This window comes from Saccharopolyspora sp. NPDC047091, assembly GCF_040643635.1.
In the GTDB taxonomy this organism is placed as follows: Bacteria; Actinomycetota; Actinomycetes; order Mycobacteriales; family Pseudonocardiaceae; genus Saccharopolyspora_C.
In genome coordinates, this window is the sequence record NZ_JBEYUS010000002.1 from 1 (window position 1) to 24,332 (window position 24,332).

At 72.4% G+C, this 24,332-nt stretch carries 21 protein-coding genes; 8 read left to right on the forward strand and 13 right to left on the reverse strand.

The window, feature by feature from the left end; all coding sequences use genetic code 11:
- Positions 1–373 precede the first annotated feature (373 nt).
- The 3 genes from ABZ805_RS01410 (at position 374) to ABZ805_RS01420 (ending at position 5,762) form a co-directional block, all read left to right on the forward strand.
- Positions 374–1,126 (forward strand): type 1 glutamine amidotransferase, encoded by a 753-nt coding sequence (locus tag ABZ805_RS01410; protein WP_358432733.1) that lies wholly within the window; start codon positions 374–376, stop codon positions 1,124–1,126.
- 53 nt (positions 1,127–1,179) lie between these two features.
- Positions 1,180–4,197, forward strand: coding sequence for a bifunctional [glutamine synthetase] adenylyltransferase/[glutamine synthetase]-adenylyl-L-tyrosine phosphorylase (locus tag ABZ805_RS01415; RefSeq protein ID WP_358432735.1), 3,018 nt, complete (start codon positions 1,180–1,182; stop codon positions 4,195–4,197).
- A 698-nt stretch (positions 4,198–4,895) separates the two neighbouring features.
- The gene (locus tag ABZ805_RS01420; RefSeq protein WP_358432737.1) at positions 4,896–5,762 is read left to right on the forward strand and encodes an SMP-30/gluconolactonase/LRE family protein; all 867 of its coding nucleotides are present in this window, start codon (positions 4,896–4,898) and stop codon (positions 5,760–5,762) included.
- A gap of 70 nt (positions 5,763–5,832) precedes the next feature.
- Here the strand turns inward: ABZ805_RS01420 and glnA are convergent, their stop codons facing one another.
- Positions 5,833–7,257 (reverse strand): type I glutamate--ammonia ligase, encoded by a 1,425-nt coding sequence (gene glnA, locus ABZ805_RS01425; RefSeq protein WP_358432739.1) that lies wholly within the window; start codon positions 7,255–7,257, stop codon positions 5,833–5,835.
- Positions 7,258–7,484: 227 nt separating this feature from the next.
- Here glnA and ABZ805_RS01430 point away from each other — a divergent pair, with 227 nt between their 5' ends.
- Complete coding sequence (locus ABZ805_RS01430) at positions 7,485–7,973, forward strand: RDD family protein (RefSeq protein ID WP_358432741.1); 489 nt, start codon at positions 7,485–7,487, stop codon at positions 7,971–7,973.
- Between the two features lie 475 nt (positions 7,974–8,448).
- Here the strand turns inward: ABZ805_RS01430 and ABZ805_RS01435 are convergent, their stop codons facing one another.
- From ABZ805_RS01435 to ABZ805_RS01445, 3 genes are all read right to left on the reverse strand, one after another.
- Positions 8,449–9,174: a DUF4191 domain-containing protein gene (locus ABZ805_RS01435; RefSeq protein ID WP_358432743.1), complete on the reverse strand. Its 726-nt coding sequence runs from the start codon at positions 9,172–9,174 to the stop codon at positions 8,449–8,451.
- 123 nt (positions 9,175–9,297) lie between these two features.
- The gene (gene lipA, locus ABZ805_RS01440) at positions 9,298–10,299 is read right to left on the reverse strand and encodes a lipoyl synthase (protein ID WP_358432745.1); all 1,002 of its coding nucleotides are present in this window, start codon (positions 10,297–10,299) and stop codon (positions 9,298–9,300) included.
- A 79-nt stretch (positions 10,300–10,378) separates the two neighbouring features.
- Positions 10,379–11,314 (reverse strand): oxidoreductase, encoded by a 936-nt coding sequence (locus ABZ805_RS01445; RefSeq protein WP_358432747.1) that lies wholly within the window; start codon positions 11,312–11,314, stop codon positions 10,379–10,381.
- A 90-nt stretch (positions 11,315–11,404) separates the two neighbouring features.
- Between ABZ805_RS01445 and ABZ805_RS01450 the strand changes: the two genes are divergently transcribed.
- Positions 11,405–12,208 carry a hypothetical protein gene (locus ABZ805_RS01450; protein ID WP_358432749.1) on the forward strand — a complete coding sequence of 268 codons (804 nt, stop codon included), beginning with the start codon at positions 11,405–11,407 and terminating at the stop codon, positions 12,206–12,208.
- Between the two features lie 12 nt (positions 12,209–12,220).
- Here ABZ805_RS01450 and ABZ805_RS01455 read toward each other — a convergent pair whose 3' ends face one another.
- Positions 12,221–12,736: a hypothetical protein gene (locus ABZ805_RS01455; RefSeq protein WP_358432751.1), complete on the reverse strand. Its 516-nt coding sequence runs from the start codon at positions 12,734–12,736 to the stop codon at positions 12,221–12,223.
- A gap of 111 nt (positions 12,737–12,847) precedes the next feature.
- On the opposite strand from ABZ805_RS01455, the gene ABZ805_RS01460 reads away from it, so the two are divergent.
- Positions 12,848–13,474, forward strand: a complete 627-nt coding sequence (locus ABZ805_RS01460; protein WP_358432753.1) for a TetR/AcrR family transcriptional regulator — start codon at positions 12,848–12,850, stop codon at positions 13,472–13,474.
- A gap of 10 nt (positions 13,475–13,484) precedes the next feature.
- Complete coding sequence (locus ABZ805_RS01465) at positions 13,485–14,432, forward strand: LLM class F420-dependent oxidoreductase (RefSeq protein ID WP_358432755.1); 948 nt, start codon at positions 13,485–13,487, stop codon at positions 14,430–14,432.
- A gap of 40 nt (positions 14,433–14,472) precedes the next feature.
- Here ABZ805_RS01465 and ABZ805_RS01470 read toward each other — a convergent pair whose 3' ends face one another.
- The 6 genes from ABZ805_RS01470 to lpdA form a co-directional block, all read right to left on the reverse strand.
- Positions 14,473–14,940 (reverse strand): helix-turn-helix domain-containing protein, encoded by a 468-nt coding sequence (locus tag ABZ805_RS01470; protein ID WP_358432757.1) that lies wholly within the window; start codon positions 14,938–14,940, stop codon positions 14,473–14,475.
- 14 nt (positions 14,941–14,954) lie between these two features.
- Positions 14,955–16,073 (reverse strand): serine hydrolase, encoded by a 1,119-nt coding sequence (locus ABZ805_RS01475; RefSeq protein ID WP_358432759.1) that lies wholly within the window; start codon positions 16,071–16,073, stop codon positions 14,955–14,957.
- 58 nt (positions 16,074–16,131) lie between these two features.
- Positions 16,132–16,878: a lipoyl(octanoyl) transferase LipB gene (gene lipB / locus ABZ805_RS01480; RefSeq protein WP_358432761.1), complete on the reverse strand. Its 747-nt coding sequence runs from the start codon at positions 16,876–16,878 to the stop codon at positions 16,132–16,134.
- 106 nt (positions 16,879–16,984) lie between these two features.
- The gene (locus ABZ805_RS01485; protein ID WP_358432763.1) at positions 16,985–17,869 is read right to left on the reverse strand and encodes a TIGR01777 family oxidoreductase; all 885 of its coding nucleotides are present in this window, start codon (positions 17,867–17,869) and stop codon (positions 16,985–16,987) included.
- Between the two features lie 123 nt (positions 17,870–17,992).
- Positions 17,993–19,729 carry a 2-oxoglutarate dehydrogenase, E2 component, dihydrolipoamide succinyltransferase gene (gene sucB / locus ABZ805_RS01490; protein ID WP_358432765.1) on the reverse strand — a complete coding sequence of 579 codons (1,737 nt, stop codon included), beginning with the start codon at positions 19,727–19,729 and terminating at the stop codon, positions 17,993–17,995.
- Between the two features lie 61 nt (positions 19,730–19,790).
- The gene (lpdA, locus tag ABZ805_RS01495) at positions 19,791–21,161 is read right to left on the reverse strand and encodes a dihydrolipoyl dehydrogenase (protein ID WP_358432767.1); all 1,371 of its coding nucleotides are present in this window, start codon (positions 21,159–21,161) and stop codon (positions 19,791–19,793) included.
- Between the two features lie 312 nt (positions 21,162–21,473).
- Here lpdA and ABZ805_RS01500 point away from each other — a divergent pair, with 312 nt between their 5' ends.
- Positions 21,474–21,815 carry an oxidoreductase gene (locus tag ABZ805_RS01500; RefSeq protein WP_358432769.1) on the forward strand — a complete coding sequence of 114 codons (342 nt, stop codon included), beginning with the start codon at positions 21,474–21,476 and terminating at the stop codon, positions 21,813–21,815.
- Between the two features lie 5 nt (positions 21,816–21,820).
- Here the strand turns inward: ABZ805_RS01500 and ABZ805_RS01505 are convergent, their stop codons facing one another.
- Positions 21,821–22,330 carry an OsmC family protein gene (locus ABZ805_RS01505; RefSeq protein WP_358432771.1) on the reverse strand — a complete coding sequence of 170 codons (510 nt, stop codon included), beginning with the start codon at positions 22,328–22,330 and terminating at the stop codon, positions 21,821–21,823.
- 131 nt (positions 22,331–22,461) lie between these two features.
- Positions 22,462–23,952: a leucyl aminopeptidase gene (locus tag ABZ805_RS01510; RefSeq protein WP_358432773.1), complete on the reverse strand. Its 1,491-nt coding sequence runs from the start codon at positions 23,950–23,952 to the stop codon at positions 22,462–22,464.
- Between the last annotated feature and the right edge of the window lie 380 nt (positions 23,953–24,332).

Here is a 24,332-nt window from a genome sequence, read left to right on the forward strand (position 1 = left end):
AGAGTAGGACACCGCCGACAATACTCGTGTAAGAGGGGAACGCCCCGGAACCTGGTTCCGGGGCGTTCCTGCATTTCCAGGGCCTGATCGTTCCTCGGGCGGCACGGTGGTGTGCCGGAACCGGCGGGGCGGTCGGGCCCTTTCGCATGCCCGCACCTCGCATGCCCGGACCTTGCATGCCGGTACCTGTGCGGGGCTGCTCGAGCCGGCACCGCTCAAACCCGGACTTCGCTCAAACCCGCACCACTCGACCCCGCACCACTCACACCGGCACCACACCACTCCAGAACCAGGTTGAGCCGGGTCGGGCCGGGTGGTCATCGATAGTGGAACGCAGCGCTGCGTCGTGCCGGACATCTCGTAGTCTGCGGGCATGGAGCGCGTGCGGATGCTGGTCGTGGAGCCCTCGGCGATCGCCCCGGTGGGGCGGCTCGGTGAGTGGTTGTCGGAGGCCGGCGCGGAACTGGACGTGGTGCGGCCACCGCAGATCCCCGGGCGGGAGGCGCTGGACGAGTACGCGGCGCTGGTCGTGATGGGCGGCGAGATGGGGGCGCTCGAGGATTCCGAGCACCCGTGGCTGGCGGACGTGCGGGCCCTGCTGAGCTCGGCGGTGAGCAGGCAGCTGCCGGTGCTGGGCGTGTGCTTGGGCTCCCAGTTGCTCGCCGCCGCGACCGGCGGTCGGGTGGCGCCCATCCGGAGAGGCCCGGAGGTGGGCACCTCGCTGGTCGCGAAGCGGGACGCCGCGGTCGAGGATCCGCTGCTGGGACCGCTCCCGCTGACCCCGGACGTGATCCAGTTCCACAACGACGAGGTGACCCGGCTGCCTCCCACGGCGCAGCTGCTCGCGGCGTCTCCCGCCTGCGAAAACCAGGCGTTCCGGGTGGGGGTGTGCGCTTACGGGTTGCAGTTCCACATCGAGACCACGCCGGACATCGTGCTGGACTGGGCGCGCTCCATGCCGGAGACCGCGGCGCTCGCCCGTCCTGGGCAGCTGGAACGGGAGCACCTGGAGCAGTTCCACGCGGAACTCGCCGAGACCTGGGAGCCCGTCGCCGGGCGTTTCGTCCGATTGGCCGCGACTCCGGCGGAGCAGCGCCGCGGAACTCGGACGCTGCCGATGGCGTGAGGCCGTTCCGGTCGCCTGTGGTGGGGTGAACGCGTCGGACTACGGTGCGGAGCATGGCCAACGGCAATTCGTCCCGTTCCGGTTCGGCTCCTTCCCCCGCGCGGTACGGCTTCAGCGATGCCGTCCGGGCGGAACAACAGCTGCGAGCGGCGGGATGGTGGTCGGACGCGGGGCCTGCGGACGAACCCGTGGTCGCCGCGCTGTCCCGGGCCCCCGATCCGGACCTGGCGCTGCTGGCGGTGGACCGGCTGCGGGAGGCGGCGGGAACCGGCTGGGCGGAGTTGGCGAAGGAGCTGCTGTCGGACTCCGCGCTGCGGGGCGGCCTGATCGGCGTGCTCGGCTCGTCGAGCGCTTTCGCCGACCACCTGGTGGCGCATCCGCTGGATTGGCGCAGGCTGCGGCCGAAACCGCAGGAGCGCGAGCCGGACGTCGCCGCGTTCACCGAGGAACTGCTGGCCTCGGTCCGGGAACCGGACGGGACGACGCTGACCGGCACCGACGCGGTGAGCGCGTTGCGCGGGGCGTACCGGGGCCTGTTGTTGGAGGTCGCGGCGGCGGACCTGGCGCCGGTGGTGGAGCCGGAACTCCCCGTCGAGTCCTTCGAGGACGTCGCGGCCCGGCTCTCCGACCTGGCGGTGGCCGCGCTGCGCACCGCGCTGGTGGTGGGCGCGGCGGAGCTGTCCGGCCGGGAAGGCGGGGACAGCGCCGAGGACCTCGCGGTGATCGCGATGGGCAAGACCGGCGGCCGGGAGCTGAACTACGTCAGCGACGTGGACGTCGTGTTCGTCGCCGAATCGGAAGACGCGCTGCCGGGAGCGACGAAGCTCGCCAGCATGCTGATGCGCGTCGCGGGGGCGGCGTTCTTCGAGGTGGACGCGGCGCTGCGCCCGGAGGGCAAAGCGGGCGCACTGGTGCGCACCCTCGACGGCTACCGCAGCTACTACCGCAGGTGGGCGCGCACCTGGGAGTTCCAGGCGCTGCTGAAGGCGCGCCCGGTCGCGGGGAACGCGGAGCTGGGCAGGCAGTACGTGGACGCGGTGTGGCCGCAGGTGTGGACGGCCGCGGAACGCGAGGACTTCGTGCCCGACGTGCGCTCCATGCGCCGCCGGGTGGAGCGGCACGTGCCCGCCGAGCTGTCCGATCGGGAGTTGAAGTTGGGCCCCGGCGGGCTGCGCGACGTGGAGTTCGCGGTGCAACTGCTGCAGATGGTGCACGGGCGTAGCGACGAGGAGCTGCGCAGCCCGATCACGGTGGACGCGTTGCGTTCTCTCGGTGAAGGCGGTTACGTGGCGCGCGCCGACGCTGCCGACCTGGTCGAGTCGTACCGGTTCCTGCGCACCCTGGAACACCGGGTGCAGCTGCGGCGGCTCCGCCGCACCCACCTGCTGCCGGAACTGGACGACAAGGACGAGCTGCACGTGCTGGCGCGGTCCACCGGGCTGCGCTCCAGCGGCAGGCGCAGCGCGGGAGAGGTGCTGGTCGCCGAGTACCGCAGGCACAGCAACCGGGTGCGCAGGCTGCACGAGAAGCTGTTCTACCGCCCGCTGCTGGAGGCGGTGGCCAAGGTCCCGACGGACGCGCTGCGCCTCACGACGGGCGCGGCCGTGCAGCGACTGGCCGCGCTGGGCTACACCTCGCCGGAAGGCGCGCTGAAGCACATCGAGACGTTGACCGCGGGCGTGTCGCGGCGGGCGCACATCCAGGGTGCGCTGCTGCCGATGCTGCTGGACCTGCTGGCGAACACCCCGGATCCGGACGGCGGTCTGCTGGCCTACCGGAAGGTGTCCGAGGCGCTGGCGGAAACGCCCTGGTACCTGCGGTTGCTGCGGGACGAGGGGGTGGTGGCGGAGCGGCTGGCGCAGCTGCTCGGCACCTCGAAGCTGGTGCCGGAACTGCTGGTGCGGGCGCCGGAGGTGCTGCGGCTGCTGTCGGACACCCCGGCGTTGGCCGAGCGGGACCCGAAGGAAGTGGCCACCTCGTTGCGCAGTGCCGTCGCCCGGCACGCCGAGCCGAGCCGGGCGGTGTCGGCGGCGCGGTCGTTGCGCCGGCACGAGCTGCTGCGGATCGCGTGCGCCGATCTGCTGGGGCTGCTCCCGCCTGCCGAGGTGTTCCGGTCGCTGTCGAGCGTGTGGGCGGCGGTGCTGGAGGCGGCGCTGGACACCTCGGTGCGGGACGTGGCGGCCCGGCCGGAGTGGCAGGCGGTGTCCGCGCGGCTCGCGGTGATCGGCATGGGTCGGCTCGGCGGCGCGGAGCTCGGCTACGGCTCGGACGCCGATGTGCTGTTCGTGTGCGAGCCGGTGCCGGGGGTGGAGGAGTCCACGGCGGTCCGGTTCGCGACGTCGGTGGTGGAGCAGGTGCGCAAGATGCTGGGTGCGCCGAGCCAGGACCCGCCGCTGGAAGTGGACGTGGACCTGCGTCCGGAGGGCCGCAGCGGGCCGCTGGTGCGGACCGTCGAGTCCTACCTGAACTACTACCGGCGGTGGGGCGAGGCGTGGGAGGCGCAGGCGCTGCTGCGCGCCCGCCCGGTGGCCGGGGACGTCGAACTGGGGGAGCGGTTCTGCGCCGCGATCGCCCCGGTCCGCTACCCGGCGGGCGGGCTGGACGATGCGAAGGTGCGGGAGATCCGCCGCATCAAGGCACGGGTGGATTCGGAGCGGCTGCCGCGCGGCGCGGACCCGGCGACGCACACGAAGCTGGGCCGCGGCGGGCTCGCCGACGTCGAGTGGACCTTGCAGCTGCTGCAGCTGCGCCACGCACACGAGCACGAGGGGCTGCGGGGCACCTCGACGATGCGGGGCCTGGCGGCCGCGGTCGAGGCGGGCGTGCTGGACGAGCAGGACGCCGTGGAGCTCGGGGAGGCGTGGACGTTGGCGATGCGGTCCCGCAACGCGGTGATGCTGGTGCGCGGCAAGCCCGGTGACCAGTTGCCGAAGCAGGTGCGGGAGCTGACGGCGGTGGCCGCGGCGCTCGGCTATTCGGCGGACGTGGACACCGGCGAGGTGCTCGACGACTACCTGCGGGTGACGCGGCGGGCCCGCGCGGTCGTGGAGCGGGTGTTCTACGAGGACTGATCCGCTCGGTACCGCGACCGGACTGTTCGAGGATTACCCCGCGAGGGCGGGCCGCCCCGGGTGGTACCGGTGCCATCGCGGTGGTGCCGCGCGGGACATCGGCGCCGGTCGGTTCCGGTGATTCCGCGTGCGGTCTCCGCTGTTCGGATGCGTGCATCGGTGCTGCCGGAGTGGCGGGTGCGGCCGAGTGGAGCACAACGAATGGAATATGCCACCGGGAGTGCGGGTGGTATCCGGCTCCCGGGAACTCCCGCCGCATTCGAGGATTATTCTCCGGAACCGCATCGGTCGGTGGTATCGGTGCTGTGCGGTCTCCGCGGGAATGCGAACTCGGGGGCGTCTGGGCACACGTGTTTCTGCACGTGCAAATGCACCGGTTGGAATTGTCCGAAGGTTGCCCGCGCAGGGCTGTGAGAATGTGCACGGTGCACCGCGAGATCATCGTCCGCTGCGGATTAGAGGGCGCTCGCCTGCGTCGATGTCCTGCCGCTGCGCAGCGGAAAGCGGAACCGATCCACTCGTGAAACCGCGTCCGAACGTCCAATTCGGACGATTGCGGGAGTGCGCCGAGAGTGCTCGAGTTTCGTGGGAACAGCCCATTCGGAGGTCTGCCTGCCGCTATCGTGACGGTAACCTTCTCGCACCGCGAACGGTGCGCGCACGACCGGCGTCCGGGTGGGTCCGAATAGGAGTGCATGGTGTCCGAGGACTTTGAATTACTCGTCGATCGGCAGGCGCTGTGCGGTGCCGGGCCGATGTGGATGTCGACGCTGAATTGCCTGTACTGGGTGGACGTGCTGCGCAGAGAACTGCACACCTACCACCGCGATTCCGATGCGGACGAGGTGCAGGTGCTGCCAGGCGTGGTCACCTCGCTGGGCGCGACCCGCAACGGACAGCTCATCGCCGCCGCCGATCGAGGGTTCGCCCGGTTGTTCCCGGGACGCGCCGCGCTGGAACCCATCACCGGCGTGCAGGCGGGCGACCGGATGAGCGGTGGCGCCTGCGACCCGGCCGGCCGGTTCGTCGCGGGCACCCTCACCCACAGCCGGGAGGCCAAGCGCAGCGCGCTGTACGTCCTCGACGGCACCCGCGCCCGCGTGCTGGTCGACGGGCTGACCCTCTCCGGTGGCATCGGCTGGAGCCCGGACGGCGCCACCATGTACGTGATCGACACGGTGCCGCGGGTCATCTGGGCGTTCGACTACGACGTGGAGCGCGGCCGGGCGGGCCGCGGCAGGCGCTGGATCGTGTGCGCCGAATCCGAAGGCCATCCCGACGGGCTGGCGATGGACAACGAAGGCGGTGCGTGGGTCGCCATGCGCGGCAGCGGCCGCATCCACCGGTACAGCCCCGGCGGCGACCTGGAAACCGTCCTGTGGGCGCCCACGCGCCGGGTCACCGGCCTCGTGTTCGGCGGGCGCAGGCTGGACGAGATGTACGTGACCTCGGCGTGCTCCGGCTACGACGAGCGCGCGCTGGTCGGCGACCCGTATGCGGGAGCCCTGTTCCGCTTCCGCCCCGGCGCCACCGGCAGCCCGCTGGCGCCGTGGAACGGCACCTGAGCCCCCGCACGGGAAAGCGGGCCGGTCGGGAGCACGTCCCGGCCGGCCCGCTTCGCGCGGAGCGCTCGGATCACACGTCGTAGTACAGCGCGAACTCGTGCGGGTGCGGCCGCAGCCGGACCGGGTCGATCTCGTTCTCGCGCTTGAGCCGGATCCAGGTCTCGATCAGGTCCGAGGTGAACACGCCGCCCTCGAGCAGGTAGTCGTGGTCCTCTTCGAGCCGGTCGATGACCTTCTCCAGGCTGTCCGGCACCTGCGGGACGTTCTTGGCCTCCTCGGGCGGCAGCTCGTAGAGGTCCTTGTCGATCGGCTCCGGCGGCTCGATCTTGTTCTTGATGCCGTCCAGGCCGGCCATCATCATCGCCGCGAACGCCAGGTACGGGTTGCCCGACGGGTCCGGGCAGCGGAACTCGACGCGCTTGGCCTTCGGGTTGCTGCCGGTGATCGGGATCCGCATGCAGGCGGAGCGGTTGCGCTGCGAGTACACCAGGTTCACCGGCGCCTCGTAGCCCGGCACCAGCCGGTGGTACGAGTTGATCGTCGGGTTGGTGAAGGCCAGCAGGCTCGGGGCGTGGTGCAGGATGCCGCCGATGTAGTGCCGCGCCATGTCCGACAGCCCGCCGTAGCCGGACTCGTCGTAGAACAGCGGCGAGCCGTCCTTCCACAGCGACATGTGGCTGTGCATGCCGGAACCGTTGTCGCCGAACAGCGGCTTCGGCATGAAGGTGACGGTGCGGCCGTCCTCCGCAGCGGTGTTCTTCACGATGTACTTGAACAGCTGCAGGTCGTCCGCGGCGTGCAGCATCGTGTTGAACTTGTAGTTGATCTCCGTCTGGCCACCGGTGCCGACCTCGTGGTGGGCGCGCTCGATGGTGAACCCGGCGTCGCTCAGCTCGGTGGAGATCTTGTCGCGCAGGTCCGCGAAGTGGTCGTAGGGCGGGACCGGGAAGTAGCCGCCCTTCATCCGGGTCTTGTAGCCCTTGTTGCCGCCCTCTTCGTCGCGCTCGGTGTTCCACCAGCCCTCGACGGAGTCGACCTCGGCGAAGCTGCGGTTCGGGCCCTCGCCGAAGCGGACCGAGTCGAAGATGTAGAACTCGGCTTCGGCGCCGAAGAAGACGGTGTCGGCGATGCCGGACTCGGCCAGGTACTGCTCGGCCTTGCGCGCGATGTTGCGCGGGTCGCGGCTGTAGGGCTCCAGCGTGAACGGGTCGTGCACGAAGAAGTTCAGGATGAGCGTCTTCTGGACGCGGTACGGGTCGATGCGCGCGGTGTACGGGTCCGGCAGCAGCAGCATGTCCGACTCGTGGATCGACTGGAACCCTCGGACCGAGGAGCCGTCGAAGGCCAGCCCTTCGGTGAAGGAGTCCTGGTCGAACGCCGAGGCGGGCACCGTGAAGTGCTGCATGACACCCGGCAGGTCGCAGAACCGGACATCGACGTACTTCACGTCCTCATCGGAGATGAAGCGCAGGACCTCGTCTGGATTCTTGAACACCCTCGATGGCTCCTTCACGCACTGATTGACTGCTCACCGGCGCGCGTGCTCCGAGCTCACCGGCTCGTGGCCAACGTTATGTCACGGGTGTTGCCCGGCCATCACCTCGATGTTTCGCGGACGTTAACGACCGCCTGAACGGGTGAGAGCGGTTGCGGAAGGCGGTTGATCAGGCCGTTCCGGCGCCGGTCGGCCGTGCTGCGGTGCGCGGGTCGTAGTCTGGGGGCGTGGGTGAATCGACGGGATCGCGGTCCGAGATGAGCAGCCAGGACGACGCCGCAGGCGAGCCGCAGGGCCTCGGCGGCCTCTTCGGCCGCGACCCGCAGCAGCGGTGGCGCGGCGAACGGATGGGCCTGCCGGAGAACGGGCAGGGCTCCGTCGCCACCGGTGGTCGCCGGCTGCTCGGATTCCTCATCGACATCGTGCTCGCCGCGCTCGTGGCGCAGCTGTTCACCGCGCCCGCGCTGCCGGGGAACTGGAGCCTGGTGGCCTGGTTCGCGATCACCGTGATCCCGGTGGCGTTCTTCGGGTTCACGCCCGGGATGCTGCTCACCGGCATCTGGGTGGCGCGGGTGGAACGACCGGGTGCGGTGGGCCTGTGGCGGGCGGTGGTGCGCTGCGCGATGACCGGGCTGCTGGTGCCCGCGATCATCCGCAACGGTGACGGCCGCTCCTGGCTGGACCGTCTCACCGGCACCGTGGTCGTCCGCCGCTGAACCGGAGCCGGGGCTCACCGGACGGTGATCCGGGAGCGCTGGGACGCCGGTTCGTCGCGGGGCTGACGTTCTCCCCGAGCGGTTCCAGCGGGTCCCCTCGCGCCCGCGTCGGCGGGAACGGCCGGATCGACCGCGTGCCCGCCTGAAACGTCGCGCGGGGTCGGTGCACGGCGAGACCGGGGTTCGGGGATCGCCAGCGGGAAGGCGCCTTCGCAGGCCGGAAGTGCGTTGTCATCGGTGCGCCGGACCGGTACGGCGCCCGCGCGGGATCCCGGAGGTCTTCAACGGGCTCGGCCTGCCGTACCGCTACCCGCACTCGCGCCCGCGCTGGATCCCGCGTCGTGACGACGAGCTGCCGTTCCCGGCACGCCCGCCGCACGGAGTTCGGGCCGCACGTGCGCGGCGGACGGGGCGCGAACGAAGACGCGGACCCGCCGGGACGCACCCGGCGGATCCGCGTCGAAGTCGGTACGGCTCAGCGGCGGCGCATGGCCCGCTGGACGTTGCGCATCTTGGCGCCCTGCGGCATCGGGCCCTTCGGCATCGCGTTGCCGCGGCTGGCCAGCGCGGACAGCCGGTTCTCCAGCGAGTCGACCTGACCGGCGTTGATGTTGCGGGGCAGCTTCATCAGGTGCGTCTGCAGCTTGCTCAGCGGCACCTGGCCCTCCTCGCTGCCGATGAGGACCTCGTAGATCGGGGTTTCGCCGACGACCCGGGCGACCCGCTTCTTCTCCTGCGAGATCAGCGACTTCACCCGGTGCGGCGAGCCCTCGCCGACCAGCACGATGCCGGGGCGGCCGATCAGCCGGTGCACCGCGTCGAGCTGCGCGGTCCCGGACACCGCCTGGGTGAGCCGCCAGTTCCCGCGCAGGTTCTCCAGCGCCCACCCGGCCGCGCCGGGCTGCCCGTCGGCCTTGCGGTACACCGTCGCCTGCACCCGGCGGCCGAACAGGATCACCGCGCCGAGCAGGCCCAGCGCGATGCCCACCGGCAGGAACGCCCAGTGCAGGTTCCAGATCATGCCGATGAAGAAGACCGCGACGGCCACGACCAGGATGATGCCGATCATCAGCGGCAGCAGCAGCTTGTCCTCGCGGCGCTGCATCTGGAACGCCTGCCAGATCTGCCCGACGCGCCCGCGGAAGGCCGCGCGCCGTTCCTTCTTCGCCGCCTTCTTGGCTGCCTTGTCCTGGTTGGCCATGCCGTTCAGGATACGGCGGCGGTCCACGGGAGCCCCAGCACGGTGGCCCTGGCCCGCGGAAACGCGGACCGCCCGCCGCGCGAGGTGCGCGACGGGCGGTGAAATACCAGTTCAGCGGGGTCGTCAGCGGGCGAGCAGGCTGCTGGCCTCCTGCGCCGCGGGCTGCGCCTTCGCGAGGTGCGCGAGGTTGTCCGGCAGCGGCATGCCCCGGTGCTGGGTGGCCTTGGCGTACAGCCGGCCCGCGCGGTAGCTGGAGCGGACCAGCGGACCCGCCATCACCCCGGGGAAGCCGATCTCCTCGGCGGCCTGCGTGTGCTCGACGAACTCCTCCGGCTTCACCCAGCGGTCCACCGGGTGGTGGCGCGGGCTGGGCCGCAGGTACTGGGTGATCGTGATGATGTCGCAACCCGCGTCGTGCAGGTCCTGCAGCGCGGGGCGCACCTCCTCGGGGGTCTCGCCCATGCCGAGGATGAGGTTGGACTTGGTGACGAGACCGGCCGCGCGGGCCTCGCTGAGCACCTTCAGCGAGCGGTCGTAGCGGAACGCGGGGCGCATCCGCTTGAACACGCTGGGCACCGTCTCCAGGTTGTGCGCGAGCACCTCCGGGCGGGACCCGAAGACCTCGGCGAGCTGGTCCGGCTCGGCGTTGAAGTCCGGGATGAGCAGCTCGACACCGGTGCCCGGGTTCAGGTCGTGGATCTGGCGGACCGTCTCGGCGTACAGCCAGGCCCCGCCGTCGGGCAGGTCGTCCCGCGCGACACCGGTGACCGTGGAGTAGCGCAGGCCCATCGCCTGCACCGACTCGGCGACCTTGCGCGGCTCGGTGGTGTCGAGCTCGGCGGGCTTGCCGGTGTCGATCTGGCAGAAGTCGCAGCGGCGGGTGCACTGGTCACCGCCGATGAGGAAGGTGGCCTCCCGGTCCTCCCAGCATTCGAAGATGTTGGGGCAGCCCGCCTCCTCGCAGACGGTGTGCAGGCCTTCCCGGCGAACCAGACCCTTGAGCTCCTGGTACTCGGGGCCCATCCGAGCACGGGTCTTGATCCACGATGGCTTCTTCTCGATGGGCGTCTGGCTGTTGCGCACTTCAAGACGCAACAACTTCCGCCCCTCTGGCGCCGCAGTCACGCGTTCAGGCTACGCCCCCGGCCGGTTCATCCCGAAACCGCGACGGGCGCGACGTGGTGATCCCTACACCACACCCGGTTCAGGCGGGGTCCGCGGTGACGCCGGTGAGCTCCTCGGTGAGTTCCCACAGCCGCCGCGCGGTGTCGGCGTCGCGGGCGGCGGTGCTGGTCTTGGCGCGGGTCGGGTAGCCGCGGATCTCGGCGAACCCGTTCGGCCCGTAGTAGCTGCCGCTGGTCGCACCGGGTGCGGTGGCGGCGTAGAGCTGCGGCAGCGCGCCCTGCTCGGTGGACTGCGTGATGAGGTCGTTGATCTTCCGGGCGATCCCGGTGATCCGGCCGGACAGGCTGCGGGCGCGCAGCGAGTTGAGCGCCAGCTCGGTGCTGCTCATCCCGGGGTGGGCGAGGACGCTGCGCAGCGCCATCCCGGACCGCCGGGCGCGGCGGTCGAGCTCGAAGCCGAACAGCAGGTTCGCCAGCTTCGACTGCGCGTAGGCGCGGCTGGGCGAGTAGCGGCGGCGGTGGAAGTTCAGGTCGTCGAGCTCCAGCGAGCCACCGCGGTGGCCGATGCTGGAGAGCGTGACCACCCGCGGATCGGGCCGGTCGCGCAGCGCGGGCATCAGCAGCCAGGTCAGCGCCGCGTGCCCCAGGTGGTTGGTGCCGATCTGCAGCTCGAAGCCGTCCTGCGTCGCCCCCAGCGGCGGGCCCATGATGCCCGCGTTGTTCATCAGCACGTCGAGCTCGTCGCCGGTGCGCTCCCGCACCTGGTCGGCGGCCTTGCGCACCGAGGACAGGTCGGCGAGGTCGAGTTCGACGAGCTCCGGTTCGACCGCGGCACCCGCGCTCGCCCGCTGCTGCGCTTCGCGGCCGCGCTCGGGGTCGCGGCAGGCCATCAGCACCCGCGCGCCGCGGGCCGCCAGCACCTGCGAGCAGTGCAGGCCCAGCCCGGAGTTCGCGCCGGTGATGAGCACCGTGCGGCCGTGCTGGTCGGGAACGTCGGAAGTCGTCCACTGCGCCATGTCCCCACCCTTACCCGCGGTGCCGGGTGGGGAAAAGACCGAATGCGACACGATCCGATCACCGGGCTGGGAAGATCTCCGCTCATGTCGATGAGCGGGTGGTCCGCCGGGGTTCGCTGGTTCCCGTGGCGGCGGGCGGTGCGGGCGGGAGCGGTGCTGGAGTCGTGGCCGCGGATGGTGGACGGGCCTGCGTCGTTGCTGGCGCGGCTGGGCTGGCTGCTGGTGGGGGTGCCGCTGCTGGTGTGCTGGGCGGTGGAGCTGCTGGTGGGCGTGCTGCTGCTGCCGTTCGCGCTGCTCGCGAGGGCTGCGGGGTGGCTGCCGTGGTGGGTGGAGCTGCGGGCGCGGGGCTGCCTCGGCGGGCTGGTGCGGACCGGCGGTCACGCCGAAGCCGCGCGGGTGCGGGCCGCGTTGCGGGCTGATCCGCTGGACGCGGCGCCCGCCGGGTACCCGGTCCGCGAGGTGGTGATCTCCGTGCGCCGGTGGGAGCTGGCGGTGCGGGACGCCGGTGGGTGCGGGCGGCGGCGTTGGTTCCTGTGGCGCAGGCGGACGTCCGTGGCGGATGCGCTGGAGTGGTTCCCGGACCGGGCGCTGGACGACGTGCTCTGGCTGGTGCTGGCGCTGCCGTTCCTGCTGGTGGGCTTCGTCTGGCTGGTGGTGTCCGGGGCGGAGCTGCTCGCCGAGCTGGTGGTGCTGCCGTTCGTGCTGGTGCTGCGGTCGGTCCGGGTGCTGGGCTGGCCGATCGAGCTGGTCCACGGGGACGAGGTGAGCCCGCACCGCGTGGTGCGGGGGTTCGGCGCGTCGGCGCGGGCGCGGCGGGAGCTCACCGAGCAGGAGCGGGTGGTGGTCCCGCACCCGCAGCGCGCCGCCCGGTCCGTGGTGGGAGCCGGGCGCTGACGGGACGCCTGCTCAGAAGCTGGGGATGACCTTGCGCAGCTGGGCGAGCGGTCCGCGGCGGCGCCCGGTGCGGGTGTCGGGTGCGGTGCGCAGCAGGCGCAGGAAGGCCTGGCCGACGCGGTCGATCTCCTCGGCGGGCTCGTCCGGTTCGGCGAGTCCGGCGGAGACGGCGAGCATCCGCTGCTCCTGCTCGCGCAGCCCGGACAGCGCGGGTTCGGCGGCGTGCCCGTCGAGGACGCGGCGCAGCACCGGGTTGTCGGCAGCGGTGCGCCGCCAGGCCTCGCCGACGGCTTCGACCCGGTCGCCGCGCGGGTCGGCGTCGGCGTCCTCGACGCCCACGTCGATGCGCCCGGTGAGGCCGCGGTTCCACTTGTGGTGCAGCGCGCGCAGCAGCTCGTCGCGGTCGGCGAACACCGCGGCGGCCGCGGGCACCGAGTCGAGGTCGAGGCGTGCCGCGGGGTGCTGCGCGGCGTGGTCGAGGACGGCCCGGATGGCGTGTTGCCGCTGGTAGAAGTCGTTCCAGGTCATGGTCCCTCCAAGCTGGACGGTGGCGTACTCCGGGTGTGCGGCATACCGGGAGTATGTGCGTTCGAAGGTACCAGCAGGGCCATACCGCGGGTATGTCATATGATTGTGAGTATGGCTACAGCCCGTTCCCGGCGCGTGGAGAACACCGAGAGCACCCGGCAGGCGCTGGTGAAGTCGGCGGTGGTCCTGTTCACCAAGCGGGGCTACGCGGGCACCTCGCTCGACGAGATCGCCAAGCGCGCCCGCGTCACCAAAGGCGCCCTCTACCACCACTTCAACGGCAAGCAGGCGCTGTTCGAGGCCGCCTTCGAGGACGTCGAGAGCCAGGTGGTGCGGCGGCTGTCGGCGGTGCTGTTCACCACCGGCCACATCTGGGAGACGGTGCAGGCCGGGCTCGGCGAATTCCTCCAGGTCTGCCTGGAGCCCTCCTACCAGCGGATCGTCGTGCACGAGGCGCCCGCGGTGATGGGCTGGGAGCGCTGGCGGGAGGCCGAGGAGCGCTACACGTTCGGCGTGATCCGGGAAGCGGTGCAGGCGCTCGTCGAAGCGGGCGAGTTCACCCCGCTGCCGGTCGAGGCGCTCGCCCACGTCGTCTACGGCGCGCTGTCCGCCGGGGCCAGCACCATCGCCGGCTCCGCGCAGCCGAAGCGGACGAGCGCCGAGGTCGGCCAGGTCGTCGACGCCGTGATGCAGGGGCTGCGCGTGGCGGCGTGCGCCGGGAGCTGCGGCGGGGATTAGCCTCGAACCCGTGATCGAGCCATTCAAACTCCGCATCTTCACCGAGCCCCAGCAAGGGGCCAGCTACGACGACCTGCTGCGGGTGGCCACGGCCACCGAGGCGGCCGGCTACGACGCGTTCTTCCGCTCGGACCACTACCTCAAGATGGGGTCGGTGTCCGGTGAGCCCGGGCCGACCGATGCCTGGGTGACGCTGGGCGGCCTGGCGCGGGAGACCTCGCGGGTGCGGCTGGGCACGCTGATGACGGCGGGCACGTTCCGCCACCCGGGGCCGCTGGCGATCGCGGCCGCGCAGGTCGACCAGATGTCCGGTGGGCGCTTGGAGTTCGGCCTCGGCAGCGGCTGGTACGAGGAGGAGCACACCGCCTACGGCATCCCGTTCCCGGCGCTCAAGGAGCGCTTCGACCGCTACGCCGAGCAGCTGGAGATCATCACCGGGCTGTGGGACACCCCGGCGGGGGAGACCTTCAGCTTCGACGGGCGGTACTACCAGCTCACCGACTCGCCCGGGCTGCCGAAGCCCGCGCAGCGGCCGCGGCCGCCGGTGCTCATCGGTGGTGCGGGCAAGAAGCGCACCCCGGAGCTGGCGGCCCGCTTCGCCGACGAGTTCAACCTGCCCTTCACCGACCTGGACACCGCGGCCGCGCAGTACGAGCGGGTCGCGGCGGCGTGCGCGGCGATCGGCCGGGACGCCGCGGAGATCGTGCGGTCGGTGGCGCTGGTGCTGTGCGTCGGCAAGGACGACGCGGAGATCGCGCGCCGTGCGGCCGCGATCGGCCGGGACGTCGAGGAGCTGCGCGCCAACGGGCTCGCGGGCACGCCCGCGGAGGCCGTGGACAAGATCGGCACCTGGCGGGAGCGGACCGGGATCTCCCGGCTGTACCTGCAGGTCCTGGACCTCTCCGACCTCGACCACATCGACCTGGTCGCCGCCGAGGTCGCGCCGCAGCTGGTGTGAGCCCGGCACGGCCCGCCGGTGGCGCGGAGCCGCCGGCGGGTCAGCCGCGGAGCTGACCGGCTATGTCGGAGGCCGCGGTGAGCAGGACCAGCGCGGGCACGGTGGCCTGCGGGCGCAGCCGGTAGGAGCCGCGCTTGTCCTGCTCGACCAGGCCGCAGCCGGTCAGCCCCTTCAAGTGGTGGTACAGCTGCCCTGGCGAGCCGAGTCCCGCCGCCTGCTGCAGCTCCGCGCCGGTGGCCGGGCCGGATTCGGCGAGCCTGCGCACCAGCGCCGCCCGCAGCGGATGTCCGAGCGCGGCGAGCACCTCGGTGCGCGGCGCGTCCGGCAGTTCCAGCACCTGGGCCGGGTCGGCGCGGATCTGCCACGCCAGCTCGAACGGTTCGCTGAGGCTCCCGGCGTACTCGATCACGTCCCCGCTGGGTTCCCGGGTGGCGGCGGGCCGTCCTTCCAGCGCGGCGACTCGGCGCTCCAGGTCGTCCAGCCGCGCTTGCACGTCGTCGGAACTCACCGTGCGAGCTTGCCCTACCCGTGCAGCGCGGTGCGCAACCGGTCCTGCCACGCCGGGTCGAGGGCGGCCTTGAGCAGGGGCAGCCCGGGATCGCCGTTGCCCAGCTGTTCGGCGGAGATCCCGCCGTGGGCGAGCAGCGATCCGGCCGCGATCCGCCCGTCGGCGAAGCGCAGCGAGATCCCCGCGGTGAGCACGCCGGGCAGGCTGCCGCCCTTGTAGCCGAGGCCGAGTACTCCCTCGGGCAGGCCGTCCCGCCGTTCCAGGACGTCGCGCGCGATCTCCGCGGCGCGCGGCGACGGGTAGCTGCCGTCGGCGAGCGAGCGGTGCAGCGCGGCCAGCTGCCGCGGGCTGCTCGCGGCGGTGCCCGCGGACCAGGTCAGCTGGGTGTCCCAGTCCGGCAGCGGCTGCGTGAGCAGCCTGGTGCGCACCTGGTCGCGGAAGTCCTGCTCGTCGCGGTGGCGGCGTTCCAGCGCGAAGCCGATCTCGCGGCGCCGCGCGACCGGGGTGCCGGGTGCGGGTGCTTCGGCGGGCAGCAGCAGGAACAGGTATTCGGCGCACAGCGAGCGCACGTCGGCGTCGGGCCAGCCCCCGGCGAGCGCGGCGTCCCGCACGGCCTCGGTGCCGAGCCGGTCGCGGATCAGGTCGGGGACGGCGCTGTCGCTGTGCGCGATCATCGCGCCTGCCAGCTGCTCCAGCGCCACCGTGCGGTCCGGGTCGGCGGCCCACGCGCCGGTGGCGTCGGTGGGGATGCCCAGTTCCTGCAAGGCCGCCACGTGCGCGCCGCCGTCGGTGGGCACGTAGTAGCGCTCCCAGTCGCCGACGCGGATCCGCTCGGCGGGGTCGAGGCGCCCGTCGGCGACGGCGGTGGCGTAGGCGGCGAGGTGCGCGGCCTTCACCGCGGAGGCCAGCGGCTGCGGGGTCTCCGCGCGGTGCTCCAACCGCAGGCCGGTGGTGTCGGTGAGCACGAGGGCGAGCCGGTCGCGGTGCTCGGCGATCCAGGCCAGCCAGCCGTCGGGAGTGCTCAGATCGGCTTCGGCGCGGTCGCCGAGCGCGGTGGCGGGGCTGCACGAGAGCAGCGGGAGCGCGGTGGCGGCGGTGAGGCCGGTCAGCAGGGTGCGGCGGGACAGCGGCATGCGTCCACTCCTCTAGTAGTCCGTAATTCCGGAATACTAGAGGAGTGGAGGGGGTGGGTCAGCGCAGGGTCGGATCCAGCGCCAGCGTCACGCCTTCGGCGGTGGGCGCGACCCGCGCGATGTTCGACTCCACCACCGGCAGCGCCCCGTCGACCGCGTCCAGCACGTCCTGGCGCACCCAGGGCAGCGCCTCCTCGACCGTGACGTCCCGGCCCAGCTCCGCCGACAGCGAGGTGACGCCCGCGTCCCGGATGCCGCACGGCACGATCCGGTCGAACTGGCCCATGTCCGGATCGCAGTTCAGCTCCAGGCCGTGCATCGTCACGCCGCGCTGCACCCGGATGCCGATCGCGGCGATCTTGCGCTCCGGGCGCGCGCCGTCGGCGGCCAGCCACACGCCGCTGCGGCCCTCGACCCGGCCCGTCTCCAGGCCGAAGCGGGTGCAGGTGCGGATCAAGGCCTGCTCCAGGCGGCGCACGTAGTCCACGACGTCGATCGGGTCGGCCAGCCCCAGGATCGGGTAGCCCACGATCTGCCCCGGCCCGTGCCAAGTGATCTTGCCGCCGCGGTCCACGTCGATCACCGGCGTGCCGTCCTGCGGGCGGTCCTCCGGCTGGGTGCGCTTCCCGGCGGTGTACACCGACGGGTGCTCCAGCAGCAGCAGGGTGTCCGGACCGGTCTCCTCGGCGCGGCCCGTGGCCAGCTCCCGCTGGAGGTCCCAGGCGTCCAGGTAGTCGATTCTTCCCAGTTCACGCACGTCGACCGGATCGGCCGAGGCGCGACATGACATCTCCGCGCGACTCACCGGGCCAGGCTACGCCCGGCGTTTCCGCCCCGGCACCGACCGCCCCGCGCACGTGGCGGCGGCCACCCGGCGCGGCGGCGCGGCTGCCCCGGGACGGGCTCGGGCCTCAGAGCACGGCGTCGAGGGCGGCGTCCAAGGTGGGGTGGGCGAACGGGTAGCCGTGCTCGTCGAGGCGTTCCGGGACCGCGCGCTGCCCGGCCAGCATCGCCTCGTCCGCGGCCTGGCCCAGCGCCGCGCGGAGCGCGAACTCCGGCACCGTCCACGGCGCGGGCCTGCCCAGCGCCCGGCCCAGCTCCCGGGTGAACTCGGCGTTCGTCACCGGCGCCGGACCGGTCAGGTTCACCGGACCCGACACCGCCGAGTTCTCCACCAGGAACCGCAGCGCGCCCACCGCGTCGTCCAGCGAGATCCACGGCATGTACTGCCGCCCGCCGCCGAGCTTCGCCCCCAGCAGCACCGAGAACAGCGGCTTCAACGCGCCCACCAGCCCGCCCGAGGGCGCCACCACCAGGCCCGTGCGGGACATCGCCACGCGGGCGCCCGCACCCACCGCCGCGCTCGTCGCCGCCTCCCACTGCCGGCACAGGTCGGCGAGGAAACCGGTGCCCGCAGGCGCCGACTCGGTCACCAGCCGGTCCCCGGTGTCGCCGTAGTAGCCGACCGCCGAGCCGTTGACCAGCGCGGGAACGCCGTGCCGGGCCACCGCCTCGGCCAGCAGCGCCGTGGGCCGCACCCGCGAGGACACCAGCAGTTCCTTGCGCTCGGTGCTCCAGCGGCGGTCCGCGATCCCCGCCCCGCACAGGTTCACCACCGCGTCCGCCCCGGCCAGGGCGTCCTCGTCCAGCACGCCCTCCGCCGGATCCCAGGTGCGTTCGTCGGGGGCGGCGGCGCGGCGGCGGACCAGCCGCACCACCTCGTGCTCGCCCTGCCGCAACGCCGCGACGAGACTCGTGCCGATCAACCCGGACGAACCGGCGATTACCACGCGCATGTCCCCGATGGTCCCGCACCGATCTTCCGCGCGCGATGGTTTCGCCCGCTCGAACGGCCCCGGAACGCGGCGAGGGCCGCCCACCCGCAGGTGGACGGCCCTCGCCGTGGCATCGGAGCCGGATCAGATCCCGAGGTCGGCCTCGAAGGCGCCTTCCTCCAGCCGCTGCTTCAGCGTGGTGAGGAACCGGGCCGCGTCCGCGCCGTCGACCAGCCGGTGGTCGTAGGACAGCGCCAGGTACACCATCGACCGGATCGCGATCGTGTCGCCGCCGTTGTCGTCGGAGACCACCACGGGCCGCTTCACGACGCTGCCCGTGCCCAGCATGCCCACCTGCGGCGGGTTCAGGATCGGGGTGTCGAACAGCGCGCCGCGGCTGCCGGTGTTGGTGATGGTGAACGTGCCCCCGGAGAGCTCGTCCGGCTTGAGCTTGTTGTTCCGGGTGCGCTCGGCCACGTCGGAGATCTTGCGGGCCAGGCCGCCGAGGTTCAGGTCCCCGGCGTCGTGGATCACCGGCGAGACCAGCCCGCGCGGGGTGTCCACGGCGATCGAGAGGTGCTCGGCCGCGTGGTAGGTGATCTCCTTGCTCTCCTCGTTGACCGAGGCGTTCACCTTCGGGTGCAGCTTCAGCGCCTCGGCGGCGGCCTTCGCGAAGAACGGCAGGAAGGACAGCTTCACGCCCTCCGCCGCTTCGAAGGAGGCCTTCGCCTGCTGGCGCAGCTTGGCGATGCGGGTGACGTCGACCTCGATCACCGTGGTGAGCTGCGCGGCGGTCTGCAGCGACTCGACCATGCGGCGGGCCAGCAGCTGGCGCAGCCTGGACATCTGCTGCGTGGTGCCGCGCAGCGCCTCCGCCTCGTCCGAGGACGCGGGCTGCGCCGGGGCCGCGGGCTTCGCGGCGGCCGGAGCGGCGGCGGGCTTCGCCTTGGCGGCGTCGACCGCGGCCTGCACGTCCTGCTTGCGGATGCGGCCGCCGACACCGCTGCCCTTGATGGTGGACAGGTCGATGCCGTGCTGGTTGGCGAGCTTGCGCACCAGCGGCGTCACGTACGGCGTGCTGCCGGACGGGCCGGACTGCTGGGCCGCGGGGGCCTGCTGCGCGGCGGGCTCGGCGGGAGCCGCGGGAGCCGCAGGCTGCGCCGGGGCGGCCGGGGCCTGCGCCGCGGGTTCCGGCTTCGGCTCCGGAGCGGGTGCGGCGGGGGCGGGGGCCGGTTCCGGCGCGGCGGGCGCGGCCGGGGCGGCGCCCTGCTCGCCGATCACGGCCAGCTTCCCGCCGACCTCGACGGTGTCGTCCTCGCCGGCGGCGATCTCGAGCAGCGTGCCCGCGACCGGCGACGGGATCTCGGTGTCGACCTTGTCGGTGGAGACCTCCAGCAGCGGTTCGTCGACCTCGACCGAGTCGCCGACCTGCTTGAGCCACCGGGTGATGGTGCCCTCGCTGACGCTCTCGCCGAGCGCGGGCATCGGCACCTCGGTGCCCTGCGCCGAACCGCCGGAGGCGGCGGGCGCTGCGGGCTGCTCGGCCGGGGCCTGCTGCTCCTGGGCGGGGGCGGCTTCCTGCGCCGGGGCGGGCGCCTCGGCGGGGGCCTGCTGCGGCGCGGGGGCGGAGCCCGAGTCGTCGGCGCTGTCACCGATGACGGCGAGCTCACCGCCGATCTCCACCGTGTCGTCCTCCTCGGCGACGATGCGCTGCAGCACACCGGCGGCGGGGGACGGGATCTCGGTGTCGACCTTGTCGGTGGAGACCTCCAGCAGGGGCTCGTCGACCTCGACGGTGTCGCCGACCTGCTTGAGCCACCTGGTGATCGTGCCCTCGCTGACGCTTTCGCCTAGCGCGGGCATCTGGACGGAGAAGGACATCGCTCGCGGACTCCTCGTGCGGTGTGGCGGGGTGCTGTGCTGGTGCGGGAAGCGGACCGGGTCAGCCGTGGACGTGCAGCGGCTTGCCGGCCAGGGCGAGGTGCGCCTCGCCGAGGGCCTCGGTCTGCGTGGGGTGGGCGTGCACCAGCGGTGCCACGTCCTCGGGCAGCGCCTCCCAGTTGTAGATCAACTGGGCTTCGCCGATGAGCTCGCCGACCCGGTCACCGACCAGGTGCAGGCCGAGCACCGGCCCGTCGGTGGCGCGGACCAGCTTCACCGCGCCCGCCGTCTTGAGGATCTGGCTCTTGCCGTTGCCGGCGAGGTCGTAGGTGAAGGTCTGCACCGAGCCGTACTGCTCCTTGGCAGCGCTCTCGGTCAGGCCCACCGAGGCGACCTCGGGGTGGCTGTAGGTGACGCGCGGGATGCCCGCCTCGTCGATCGCCTGCGGGTTCTGGCCCGCGATCTCCTCGGCGACGAAGATGCCCTGCTGGAAACCGCGGTGCGCGAGCTGCAGGCCGGGCACGATGTCGCCGACCGCGTACACGCCCGGCAGGCTGGTGCGCAGCCGGTCGTCGGTGACGACGAAGCCGCGCTCCAGCTGGACGCCCGCGTCCTCGTAGCCGTGGCCCGCGGTGTTCGGACCGCGGCCGACGGCCACCAGCAGCACGTCCGCGTCGAGCTGGTCGCCGTTCTCCAGGCTCACCGAGACGCCGGAGTCGGTCTGGGAGGCACCGGTGAACTTGACGCCGGTCTTGAACTTGATGCCGCGCTTGCGGAACGCGCGCTCCAGCTGCTTGGAGGCGAACTCGTCCTCGTTCGGCACCAGGTGCGGCAGGGCCTCGACGATGGTCACCTCGGCGCCGAAGGAGCGCCACACGCTGGCGAACTCGACGCCGATGACGCCGCCGCCGAGCACGACGACCTTCTCCGGCACGAAGTCCAGGTTCAGCGCCTGCTCGCTGGCGATGACGCGGCCGCCGAGCTCCAGGCCGGGCAGCGACTTGGAGTAGGAACCGGTCGCCAGCACGACGTTCTTGCCGGTGTAGCGGGTGCCGTCGACCTCGACGGTGTTCTTGTCGACGAGCGTGCCCGCGCCGTCGACCAGGGTCACCTTGTGCGCCTTGGCCAAGCCCTGCAAGCCCTTGTAGAGCTTGCCGACGACACCGTCCTTGTAGGAGTTCACCCCCGCGATGTCGATGCCCTCCAGCGAGGTCTTCACCCCGAACTGGTCGCCATCGCGCGCGGAGTCGGCGACCTCCGCGGCGTGCAGGAGAGCCTTCGTGGGAATGCACCCGCGGTGCAGGCAGGTTCCCCCGAGCTTGTCCTTTTCGATGAGGACGACGGACAGGCCCAGCTCAGCCGCGCGGAAAGCGCAGGCGTAGCCGCCCGAACCGCCGCCGAGAATGACCAGATCGGCGGACGTGTCGGTCACTTCGCACTCCTCGACAGCCATCGTTGAATCGCTGAGGTGCCGCCCGGCCCGGCTGTCGCGCGAGGCGCGGAACACCTGGCAGCCATCTTGTCACCACCCGTTGGGACGACGCGACGTGGGCTCGCTCTGATCGCGCGAACGTGCCCGATCCCACTGAATCGTTTTTTCCGATTCTCAGCTTCGTCACAGGCGCTCGATGGCATCATCGCGAACGGGGGCACCGGTTTTCCGGAGGTGTCTCCGAGCGCGGCCGCGCGCAGGTGAATCGAATCCGTGGCCGCGCTTCCAGCGGACGCGGGGAGGGCGGATTCCGTGGGTCTGTTCGATCGTTTCCGGCGGCGGCGCACCACCGGCCGTCCCGCCGACTCGCGCGACACCGAGCACCTGCGGGCCTGGGCGCAGCAGCGGCACGGTGTCGAGGCGTTCGTCGAACCCCGCACCACCGTCACCGAGACCACGGTGCTGCTGGTCGCGCACGACGGGGAGTGGACCCGGCGCCGCGTCGCGGGCCCGGAGGCGGCGTTCCGCTTCGCCCGCAAGCAGGGGATGCCCTGCTACGAGGTGGCGAAACTCGGCTATCCGCAGCGGATGCGCGACTACCAGGCCCGGCAGCGGGTCTTACGCGACCGGCAGCACCGCCGCGACCTGGGCTGAGCCCGTCAGTTCGCGACGCGGGTGGACGGCGTCAGCCGCACCGGGAAGTTCAGCGACTTCGAGATGTAGCAGAGCTCGTGCGCGCGCTCGTGCAGCGCTTCCGCGACGTCCACGCTGGCCAGGTCCTCGACCGTGACCTCCGGGTGGAGCACCACTTCCCGGAACCCGCCCGAACCGTCGGCGTTCTCCGCCAGCTCGCCCTGCGCGCGGTCGTGGTAGCCGACCACCACGACGCCGCACTCCGCGGCCAGGTGCAGGAACCACAGCATGTGGCACTGCGACAGGGCCGCGATGAGCAGCTCCTCCGGGTTGTACCGGTCCGCGTCGCCGAGGAACGCCGGGTCCGCGGAGGCCTCGATGGTGTTCTTGCCCGCGGAACGCACCTCGTGGGTGCGCTCGTAGCTGCGGTAGCTGCTGGTGCCCGCGCCGGTGTTCCCGGTCCACACCACTTCGACCGCGAAACCGTGCCGCGCAGGCCCGGGGGTGGTCGGCTGCTGCTCGCTCGTTTCGCTCACCACCCCATCCTGGCATCGCGGGGCAGGGCCGTGGTGATCCCTTTGAGACCGGGCTCACACCGTTCCCGCACGTGGCGCGGACGACGAACGGCCCGCCGAGCGCACTCGGCGGGCCGTCCAGGGGGCCTTCGTCAGCCGTTCTCGGCGATGTCGGCGAGCACCGCCGCGATCGTGCGCACCGGGACGCCGGTGCCGCCCTTCGCGGTGTAGCCGTGCGGCGAGTTCGTGTTGTACGCCGGGCCGGCCACGTCGATGTGCGCCCAGGGCAGGCCGTCGCGGACGAACTCCTTCAGGAACAGGCCCGCGGTGAGCATGCCGCCCCAGCGGTGCCCGGCCACGTTCGCCAGGTCGGCGAGCTTGGAGTCCAGGTCGCCGCGCATGTCCTCCGGCAGCGGCATCGGCCAGGCGCCCTCACCGGTGGCCTGCGAGAGCTTCGCGACGCGGTCGCGGAAGTCCTCGTCGCCCATCACGGCGGGGGTGCGCTTGCCCAGGGCCACCACCTGCGCGCCGGTCAGCGTGGAGGTCTCGATCAGGTAGTCCGGCTCGTCCTCGCCCGCGCGCACGATCGCGTCGGCCAGGATCAACCGGCCCTCGGCGTCGGTGTTGAGGACCTCGACGGTCTTGCCGCCGTACATGCTCAGCACGTCGCCGGGCCGGTACGCGGTGCCGGAGGGCATGTTCTCCACCATCGGCACCGTGGCGGTCACGTCCAGCGGGTAGTTCAGCTTCGAGACCAGCACCATCGTGGCGATCACCGCGGCGGCACCGGACATGTCCGAGGTCATCTCGTCCATCGAGGCGGCGGGCTTCAGCGAGATGCCGCCGGTGTCGAAGGTGACGCCCTTGCCGACGAGCGCGACCTTCTTCGACGCCTTCGGGCCCTTGTGCCGCAGCCGCACCAGGCGCGGCGGGCGGCTCGAACCGCAGCCGACGCCGAGGATGCCGCCGTAGCCGCCCTTGCGCAGCGCCGCCTCGTCGAGCACCTCGACCTCGAGCCCGGCGGAGCGGGCCAGCTCGCTCGCGCGGTCCGCGAACGAACCCGGGTACAGGTCGTTCGGCGGGGTGTTGATCAGGTCGCGGGCGATGGTGACGGACTCGCCGATGGCGGTGCCGCCCTTGAGCGCGTGCTTGGCGGCGTCGTCCTTCGCGTCCGGCACGATCAGGTCGACCTGGTTCACCGGGTCGTCGCCCGGCTCGGACTTGTACTTGCGGAACGAGTAGGCGCCCAGCACGGTGCCCTGCACCGCGGCGCCCAGGTCCAGCGCGCCCAGGGTGGTCGCGGCGTGCGCGACCCCGCTCAGCGCGCGGGCCGCGGCGCCCGCGGCGCGGCGCACCTGCTCACCGGTGGGGGAATCGCCGGTGACCTTGCCGAGCCCGACGGCCAGCAGGACGTCCGCGCGCAGCCCGGAACCCGCGGGCAGCTTCACGACCTCCTCGGCCTTGCCGGTGGCGCCGAGCGTCGCGAGCACCTTCGCCAGGTCGCCGTCGAAGGCCGCGGCCACCTCGTCGCCGCCGGGCGCGATCTCCGGGCCGTCCGCGCCGGCGAGGGTGCCGATGACCAGGACGTCCGCGGTGAGTTTGGCGGCTTTGGTATCGGTGAGGGCGAGTTTCGGCGTGCTCACGTGTGTTTCCTCCGGGCGGTGTCGCCATCGATGGGGTGTCGGACGCGGGAACCGTCCCCGGCCGGCCTGACCTGCTCGGCGGCCGTCCCGCGACCGCCACTGTAGATCGGGTGGGCCGCGGTGGGTCCGACAGGCGGTTGCGGGGACCGACCGCGCCGCACGCCCGAGCTTAGCGCTGCGCCGATCAGTGCCAGCGGTTTTCCCGCGGCGGAGCGCGTCGGCGGGGGAAAGCGCACCGGGACGGGCCGGTGCCGGTGCGTAGGCTGGGGCGTCGCGGACCCGGGTGCGACCGGCCGCGCGGTGCCCGCCCGGGCCGCCGCCGCGGACGCCTCCCGGTCGGCGTCGACCGGCAGGCGGCTGCCGGTGGGGACCGCGTTCTG

What these genes read in the sequence shown, in the direction of transcription:
- ABZ805_RS01435 (WP_358432743.1), bottom strand. Translation starts at nt 9,174, where the DNA reads ATGGCCAACCAGGACAAGGCAGCCAAGAAGGCGGCGAAGAAGGAACGG.
- ABZ805_RS01415 (WP_358432735.1), top strand. Translation starts at nt 1,180, where the DNA reads ATGGCCAACGGCAATTCGTCCCGTTCCGGTTCGGCTCCTTCCCCCGCG.
- ABZ805_RS01450 (WP_358432749.1), top strand. Translation starts at nt 11,405, where the DNA reads ATGAGCGGGTGGTCCGCCGGGGTTCGCTGGTTCCCGTGGCGGCGGGCG.
- ABZ805_RS01445 (WP_358432747.1), bottom strand. Translation starts at nt 11,314, where the DNA reads ATGGCGCAGTGGACGACTTCCGACGTTCCCGACCAGCACGGCCGCACG.
- ABZ805_RS01410 (WP_358432733.1), top strand. Translation starts at nt 374, where the DNA reads ATGGAGCGCGTGCGGATGCTGGTCGTGGAGCCCTCGGCGATCGCCCCG.
- ABZ805_RS01475 (WP_358432759.1), bottom strand. Translation starts at nt 16,073, where the DNA reads ATGCCGCTGTCCCGCCGCACCCTGCTGACCGGCCTCACCGCCGCCACC.
- ABZ805_RS01455 (WP_358432751.1), bottom strand. Translation starts at nt 12,736, where the DNA reads ATGACCTGGAACGACTTCTACCAGCGGCAACACGCCATCCGGGCCGTC.
- ABZ805_RS01460 (WP_358432753.1), top strand. Translation starts at nt 12,848, where the DNA reads ATGGCTACAGCCCGTTCCCGGCGCGTGGAGAACACCGAGAGCACCCGG.
- ABZ805_RS01485 (WP_358432763.1), bottom strand. Translation starts at nt 17,869, where the DNA reads ATGCGCGTGGTAATCGCCGGTTCGTCCGGGTTGATCGGCACGAGTCTC.
- sucB (WP_358432765.1), bottom strand. Translation starts at nt 19,729, where the DNA reads ATGTCCTTCTCCGTCCAGATGCCCGCGCTAGGCGAAAGCGTCAGCGAG.